The organism is Sulfurovum sp. (assembly GCF_036568385.1).
Classification (GTDB): Bacteria; Campylobacterota; Campylobacteria; order Campylobacterales; family Sulfurovaceae; genus Sulfurovum.
The window spans coordinates 1-7,081 of sequence record NZ_DATCSP010000087.1; the positions used below are offsets into that span (position 1 = coordinate 1).

Here is a 7,081-nt window from a genome sequence, read left to right on the forward strand (position 1 = left end):
CATATCTGCTCTTGTGGCTGCGATCTCTCCTATATTGGTCTGGGAGATACCGCCGATCGCACAGATAGGTATATCTATGGCTTCTTTGGCCTTGTGCAGTACGTTCATCGATATGATCCCCGAGTGCGGCTTGGTAGGCGAAGCGAAGAACGATCCGAACGCCACGTAGTCCGCACCCTCTTTCTGCGCCTCCTTCGCCTTTTTAATGCTTCCGTAACAGGAAACCCCGATGATGCCTTTGGGAAAGATCTTTCTAGCCTCTTCGATGGGCATATCGTTTTTACCGATATGCAGACCGTCGGCGCCTATCTTGGCTGCCAAATGCGGACGGTCGTCTATGATAAAAGGGACATCATATCTTCTGCAGAGCCCTTGAAGGGTTCGGCACACCTCTTCCACTTCTTCATCCGATTTTGTTTTATTCCGGTATTGTACGATCGATGCACCTGCTTTCAGGGCATCCTCTACATAGCTGTGTACGGTTTCATCCGGGGTCAGGTGTTCATCCGTAATGACATACAGACCATTAAGCGATTGCGACATATTCTCCTCCTTTTTTGTGATGTATCGGGCCTGGCCCGTTTCCTATGTTCGGCGCTTCTTTCAGCCCATAGGTAATGAATTTTTTAGCGATAGAGATCGATCTTTCAAGCGAATGCCCCAATGCGAGATTGGCCGCGATCGCACTTGAAAAAGAGCATCCTGTGCCATGCAGGTTGGATGTCTCTATCATCGGGGTCTGAAAAACACGCTTTTGTTTATGGAAAAAAAGCTGGTCCACACTGAACTTTCCTTCATCAAGCTCCACCACATGATGCTTGACAAGTACAGGCGTCTTGAGGCTTTGAATGGCATCAAGGGACTTGCTGTCACCCTGTCTGTACCCGAAGAAATGATACGCTTCATGCTGATTGGGGGTGATGAGTGTCACATCTTCAAAAAGTGCATGCATGGCACTCAAAGCATCCTCCTCCAAAAGAGGTGAACCCGCTTTTGATATCGATACCGGGTCCAGGACAACAGGAATGTTCAACCCTTTGATCGTCTCACCCACGACCTTGATGATCTCTCTGTTGAAAAGCATGCCTATCTTTATGGCTGCCACATCAAAATCCTTCAAGACCATTTCGATCTGTTTTTGAACAAAAGACGCATCCATAGGCACGATCTGTTCAACGCCTGTCGTATTCTGTGCGGTCAGAGCGGTAATGGCCGTGGTACCAAAGACATCAAATGCTTCAAAGGTCTTCAGGTCAGCCTGTATACCGGCGCCGCCGCTGCTGTCAGAACCGGCAATGCTCAAAACTACTTTCATAATGACTCCTTCATTTATGTTTCAGGAGTATATAGCATGCCAGATACTTTTAGTAGTGTAAAAATGTCAGTTCGATGAAATAAAAGAAAAAAAGGGGTGAAACCGTAGAAATTAAAGGATGTCCCTTAGTACCATAGCGTAGTGAAGCACCACAAGGTTGAGAAGGAAGATACCCATGGAAGAACCGCGCGAAAAAAACTTCTGAAGCGGTGTTTTCTCTTTGTGCAGCGTCCTCAGCGAAATGGTCATATGTACCACGGTAAGGAGAATGATCACACCGACAATATAGAGCTTCATACGCAAAGAGTCTATCACGTCGTTCGTGATATTGGAAAAGAGTATGGCCAGCAGGCCGTTGTTAGCTATCATCGTATAGCCGGAAATAAGCAGAATGATCAGTGCGGCCGTTTCAAAGTAGCCGTAGATGGGGCCTATGCGCGGATATACCGCATCCTGGTCCTCTTTCTTTCTCAGGCTCACACCCAGCAGGAACATGAAAAATGCCCCGCCTATCCATGCGATGGCAGCCACCAGATGCAAATGTAACGCCCATGCTGCCACTACTTTCCTTCTACGACAGGGATGGATCTCATTAGCTGTCTAACTTCAATACAGCCATAAATGCTTCCTGCGGCACCTCTACAGAACCGATGGACTTCATACGTTTCTTACCGGCTTTCTGTTTCTCCAAAAGCTTTCTTTTACGTGTGATATCTCCACCGTAACATTTTGCCGTCACGTTCTTGCCCATCGATTTGACGTTTGAACGCGCGATGACATTGTTCCCGATACTCGCCTGGATAGCGACTTCAAAGAGCTGTCTCGGGATCAGTTCTTTCAGCTGTGCAACAAAAGCAAGTCCTCTCGTACGCGCCTTCTCTTCCGGTACGATGATCGAGAGTGCATCGACCACTTCACCCGCTACACGGATATCAAGCTTGACAAGGTTACCTTCCCTGAACCCTATCGGTTCATAGTCAAAACTCGCATATCCTTTGGTAATGGACTTCAGTTTATCGTAAAAGTCCATGACGATCTCGTTCATAGGGATATCATACTCCAAAAGGACACGTGTCTCGTTCAGGTAGTCCATCTTGATCTGGATGCCGCGGCGGTCATTGAGCAGTTTGATAAGGTTACCTACGTACTCCTGCGGTGTCAGTATCGTTGCCTTGACATAGGGCTCATAGATCTTGTCTATCTTTTGAACTTCAGGAAGCTCGCTTGGGTTCTGTATCTCCATCTCTTCGCCATTGGTCAGTCTGACCTTGTAGACCACCGTAGGTGCGGTAGCGATCAGTTCAAGGTTGAACTCGCGTTCCAAACGCTCTTTGACCACTTCCATATGCAGCATTCCCAGGAAACCTGTCCTAAATCCTGAACCCAGTGCCATCGAGCTTTCCGGTTCAAAGCTCAAAGAAGAGTCGTTCATTTTGAGCTTGTTCAAGGCATCACGAAGGTCTTCGAACTTGTCGGTCTCTATAGGGTAGATACCTGCAAAGACAAAAGGTTTGGCCGGTTCAAAACCTCCGATCGCTTTGGCCGTGGGATTTTTCACATCGGTGATCGTATCACCTACCTGCAACCCTTCCACGGTCTTAAGTCCGGTCACCACGATACCTACCTCGCCGGTACGGATCTCATCCGTTTTGATCGGTGCGATAGGGTTAGGATACATCAGATCAAGGACCTGATGCTCCTCTTTGGTTCCCATGATCCTGATATTCTGTTTCTTTTTGATACTTCCGTCAAAAACGCGCACCAAAGCCAATGCCCCCAGATAGTTGTCGAACCAACTGTCATAGATCAGCGCTTTCGTCGGTGCATCTACCTCTCCTGTCGGTGCAGGAACACGCTCCACAATGGCGTCTATCAGCTCTTTGACCCCAGCTCCGGTCTTGGCAGAGACAAGATTGTGTTCCGTCGCATCGATACCTATCGCCTCTTCCAGCTCGGCCAGTACCCTGTCAGGGTCCGCAGCAGGAAGGTCGATCTTGTTGACCACCGGCAGAAGCTCGAGATCATTTTCGATCGCAATGTAGACATTGGCGATCGTCTGCGCCTCGACACCCTGTGCCGCGTCTACGATCAGCAGTGCACCTTCACACGATGCCAGTGAACGGCTTACTTCATACGAAAAGTCGACGTGACCCGGAGTGTCTATCAGGTTCAGAATATAGTGTTCGCCGTCCTTGACATAGTCCAAACGGACAGATTGTGCTTTAATGGTAATACCACGCTCTTTTTCGATATCCATCGTGTCCATGACCTGGGAAGACATCTGCCTGTCCGAGACCGCGCCACACTCCTGTATGATACGGTCCGCAAGTGTTGACTTTCCGTGGTCAATATGTGCGATAATGGAAAAATTACGTATATTTTCCTGTGGTACTGCCTTAGCCATTCAATTCCTTGTATTTTAACTTGCTAGTTTGTTTCGAACAGAGAGTTCACACTCTCGTTGTTGTGTACTCTTCGGATCACTTCCCCCAGCATGGATGCAGTGGAAAGCATTTTGATCTTTGCGGACGGCTTTTTCATAGGGATCGTATTGGCAACGACCAGTTCATCGAGTTCGCCCTCTTCTATACGCTCATAGGCAGGACCCGAAAGTACAGGGTGTGTACAGCATGCCATCACCGAAGTAGCCCCGAGCTTTTTGAGCGCAGAAGCCGCTTTGACCATCGTCCCCGCCGTATCGACCATGTCATCGATCAGGATCACATCTTTACCCTCGACATTACCGATCACGTTCATCACTTCGCTCTCATTGGCCTTTTCACGTCTTTTATCAACGATCACCATATCAAGACCCAGTTTGTTGGCAAAGTATCTTGCTCTTGACACACCGCCGATATCCGGAGAGGCGATGACAGGGTTCTTGAAGTTTTTTGCCCTGATATAGTCCATGAACAGGATCGCCCCGTAGAGATTGTCCACCGGAATATCGAAAAAGCCCTGTATCTGTGACGCATGCAGGTCCACCGTTACCATACGTGTGATACCGGCTGTCTCCATAAGATTTGCCACGATCTTTGCCGAGATGGGTACTCTCGGTGCGGCTTTTCTGTCCTGTCTTGCATAGCCGTAGTAAGGTACAACTGCCGTGATGGACTTTGCAGAAGAACGCTTCAGGGCATCCGTCATGATGAGCAGTTCCATGAGGTTATCATTGGCCGGTGCGGAAGTAGGCTGGATGATAAATACATCTTTACCCCGTACGCTTTCTGCGATCTGCACATTGATCTCACCATCAGAAAAACGGTTGATCTTAGCCTTGGAAAGAGGCATTTCCAAGTAATTTGCTATCTCTTCAGCGAGCTCAGGGTTTGAGGTTCCGGAAAAAATCATATATCCGCTCATAGTTGTACCTTTGTGTCTATTTTAGTACGCGTATTTTACACAAAACTTGATAAAAAGGTGATTTAAAGCTCTTGCATATTAGACTAATGTATATAATAATTATAATAACCGACGGATATAAATGATACGAAAAGTCTTCAAAAAAAAGTCTTCCGGCAGTAACAAGGTCGATGCTTTTTTAGAGAAATACAACTTGCCAAAAGCGTACCTGAGCGTTAACAGGCGTATGGTAACAAGAGGTGTGGCCATAGGGCTTTTTTGGGCATTTATCCCTATGCCTATGCAAATGCTGGCCGTGATAGCTACCACACCTTTTATCCGTTTCAATGTACCTATCGCGATCTCCATGGTATGGCTGAGCAACCCTTTTACGATGCCTCCGATGTACTATGTGGAGTATCTTACGGGGAACTTTATACTCGGACGCGAGGGGCTGGATGATATAGAGTTGACGATGCAGTGGTTCACCGAACATTTTGATGATATTCTTGTGCCGCTTTATACAGGAACCGCGTTCTACTCCATCGTTGTTTCCACTATCGTCTACATAGTGCTCAACAGGCTTTGGGTCCGGTCTGTGAAGTCTGAACAGGAAGAGACCAAAAAAACAAGAAAAAAAAGAAATTCACAAAAAAAACCAAAAAATTAACACTCACTTAACATGCCTATGGGATAATGTGCTTGCTGGAACCATATAGTTGGTTTCCCTGTCCCTGGACTACCCCCTTGTTCAGGGACGATACTTTACATAAAATACCCCATTTGCACTTTCCGGCATACCCTATAAACCGATCATTAACCAAACTAGATTATGATACGAAAAAAAGAACTGAACATGTATAAAAAATCCATTATTTCACTCTTGCTTCTTAGCACCTTTTCCAGCCTGCATGCCGAGTATCTGCTCAAAGAGAGCGAACGGGAAAAAAGCAAAATAGACCGACTGCCCAAACACAAAGTGGCAGATATGAGACTCATCCCTCAGGACCCTGCTTTCTATGCAGACCAGATCAAACCCTTCTCCAAAACTAAACAAAAAAAGCTCGACGAAGCATTTAATCAAAAATACTTTCAACCATGGAGCTTAGGAAAGCTGGACATCCCTGAAGAGGACTTTGGATGGGAGATCCGGTTTATCACCAAAAAGCCCATTTATAAAGAGAAAGGCTCTGTCATCCCGGCTTCGGTCTACAACCAATGGATAGAAAATGCAGACTATGACAGTATTGACAGCAAAAGGTATAAAGCGATCACCGTTCGGCGAACGGATGTCAAAGCGCTGCCTACTTCCTCTTCCTTTTACCGCGATCCCAGAAAAACCGGTGAAGGGTTTCCCTTTGACTACAATCAGAACTCTGCACTGCACATCAACGTGCCGCTCTACATTTCACACTTTTCCAAAGACAAACGATGGGCCTTTGTCAGGGCTTCCTACGCTTTCGGCTGGGTGAAGACGTCAGACCTGGCACTGGTCAGCTCGGACTTTATCAAAACATTTCAAAACGGCAACTATGCCATGGCCGTCAAAGACAACCTCAGGCTCTATCGTGACGGCAAAGATCTTTCTATCGTGAAAGTCGGGGCTCTTTTCCCTATCTCCAGGGACCAGCGCTATCTCGTAGCTTCGCGTGACAGCAAAGGCAGAGCCCATATTGAAAAGGTCAAAGTGCAGAAGCCGGACATTCTTGCCCCAAAGCCTCTGCCTTTCACCCCTGAGAACGTAGCGATGCTGGCAAAAGAGTTTTACGGTGAACCCTATGGCTGGGGCGGAAGTTACGAATGCCGCGACTGCTCTGCCACCACGAGGGATTTTTTAGGTGCCTTTGGGATCTTTCTGCGCCGAAACTCCAGCAAGCAGGCAGAAGATGGAGAGAGTGTTTCCATCAAAGGTCTTGCGAAAGAGACCAAGAAAAAGAAGATCATCCAGGAAGCCGAACCTTTCCGTTCCCTGCTCTACGTACCAGGACATATCGTACTCTATCTGGGTGAATATAAAGGAGAACCTGTCATTATGCATACCTACTGGGGTATACGCAAAAAAGATACGACAAAGATCATTACCGGCAGGACCATTATCTCTTCTACGGAACCAGGCAAAGAGCGTGCAGATGTAAAAGAGCAGAGCAAGTTGATCAACACCCTGCAAAGCATCGTTAAATTTTAGCCTGAAGATGCTGCCACACTAAATTGACCGGCATGTTTCGGATTTAACGCATATTTGGGTAGAATCATAAACATGAGAACAAAAGAAAAAATTAAAATATTTACCACCACTATCACTGCAGGCGAACACAAAGGAAAAAAGATAGAGATACCTGATATCTTTACGACACGCAGTTCAAAAAGCATTCTGAAGGAATCCCTTTTCAACACGCTGCAGTTCGATATCATAGACAAGAACTT

At 46.8% G+C, this 7,081-nt stretch carries 8 protein-coding genes; 3 read left to right on the forward strand and 5 right to left on the reverse strand.

All coding sequences use genetic code 11. The features are described from left to right. The 5 genes from thiE to VIM88_RS09405 form a co-directional block, all read right to left on the reverse strand. Positions 1 to 543 (reverse strand): thiamine phosphate synthase (thiE, locus tag VIM88_RS09385; protein WP_331862628.1); only part of this gene is annotated, 543 nt, incomplete at its 3' end. Continuing rightward, positions 527 to 1,315, reverse strand: a complete 789-nt coding sequence (thiD, locus tag VIM88_RS09390) for a bifunctional hydroxymethylpyrimidine kinase/phosphomethylpyrimidine kinase (RefSeq protein ID WP_331862629.1) — start codon at positions 1,313 to 1,315, stop codon at positions 527 to 529. The genes thiE and thiD, both read right to left, overlap by 17 nt. Before the next feature lie 111 nt (positions 1,316 to 1,426). Continuing rightward, on the reverse strand, positions 1,427 to 1,876 hold the full coding sequence (locus VIM88_RS09395) for a hypothetical protein (protein ID WP_331862630.1): 450 nt from the start codon (positions 1,874 to 1,876) through the stop codon (positions 1,427 to 1,429). Between the two features lie 31 nt (positions 1,877 to 1,907). Further along, positions 1,908 to 3,719: a translation elongation factor 4 gene (gene lepA / locus VIM88_RS09400; protein WP_331862631.1), complete on the reverse strand. Its 1,812-nt coding sequence runs from the start codon at positions 3,717 to 3,719 to the stop codon at positions 1,908 to 1,910. Between the two features lie 23 nt (positions 3,720 to 3,742). Then, positions 3,743 to 4,678, reverse strand: coding sequence for a ribose-phosphate pyrophosphokinase (locus VIM88_RS09405; RefSeq protein WP_331862632.1), 936 nt, complete (start codon positions 4,676 to 4,678; stop codon positions 3,743 to 3,745). Positions 4,679 to 4,799: 121 nt separating this feature from the next. On the opposite strand from VIM88_RS09405, the gene VIM88_RS09410 reads away from it, so the two are divergent. The 3 genes from VIM88_RS09410 to VIM88_RS09420 form a co-directional block, all read left to right on the forward strand. After that, positions 4,800 to 5,327, forward strand: a complete 528-nt coding sequence (locus VIM88_RS09410; RefSeq protein ID WP_331862633.1) for a DUF2062 domain-containing protein — start codon at positions 4,800 to 4,802, stop codon at positions 5,325 to 5,327. Between the two features lie 162 nt (positions 5,328 to 5,489). Then, positions 5,490 to 6,842: an SH3 domain-containing protein gene (locus VIM88_RS09415; RefSeq protein WP_331862634.1), complete on the forward strand. Its 1,353-nt coding sequence runs from the start codon at positions 5,490 to 5,492 to the stop codon at positions 6,840 to 6,842. 72 nt (positions 6,843 to 6,914) lie between these two features. Continuing rightward, a partial coding sequence (locus VIM88_RS09420) for an RsmD family RNA methyltransferase (RefSeq protein WP_331862635.1) occupies positions 6,915 to 7,081 on the forward strand: 167 nt, incomplete at its 3' end.

Bases quoted from the DNA above. Each gene is read 5' to 3' on its own strand.
- thiD (WP_331862629.1), bottom strand. From the start codon at position 1,315: ATGAAAGTAGTTTTGAGCATTGCCGGTTCTGACAGCAGCGGCGGCGCC.
- VIM88_RS09415 (WP_331862634.1), top strand. From the start codon at position 5,490: ATGATACGAAAAAAAGAACTGAACATGTATAAAAAATCCATTATTTCA.
- VIM88_RS09405 (WP_331862632.1), bottom strand. From the start codon at position 4,678: ATGAGCGGATATATGATTTTTTCCGGAACCTCAAACCCTGAGCTCGCT.
- VIM88_RS09410 (WP_331862633.1), top strand. From the start codon at position 4,800: ATGATACGAAAAGTCTTCAAAAAAAAGTCTTCCGGCAGTAACAAGGTC.
- lepA (WP_331862631.1), bottom strand. From the start codon at position 3,719: ATGGCTAAGGCAGTACCACAGGAAAATATACGTAATTTTTCCATTATC.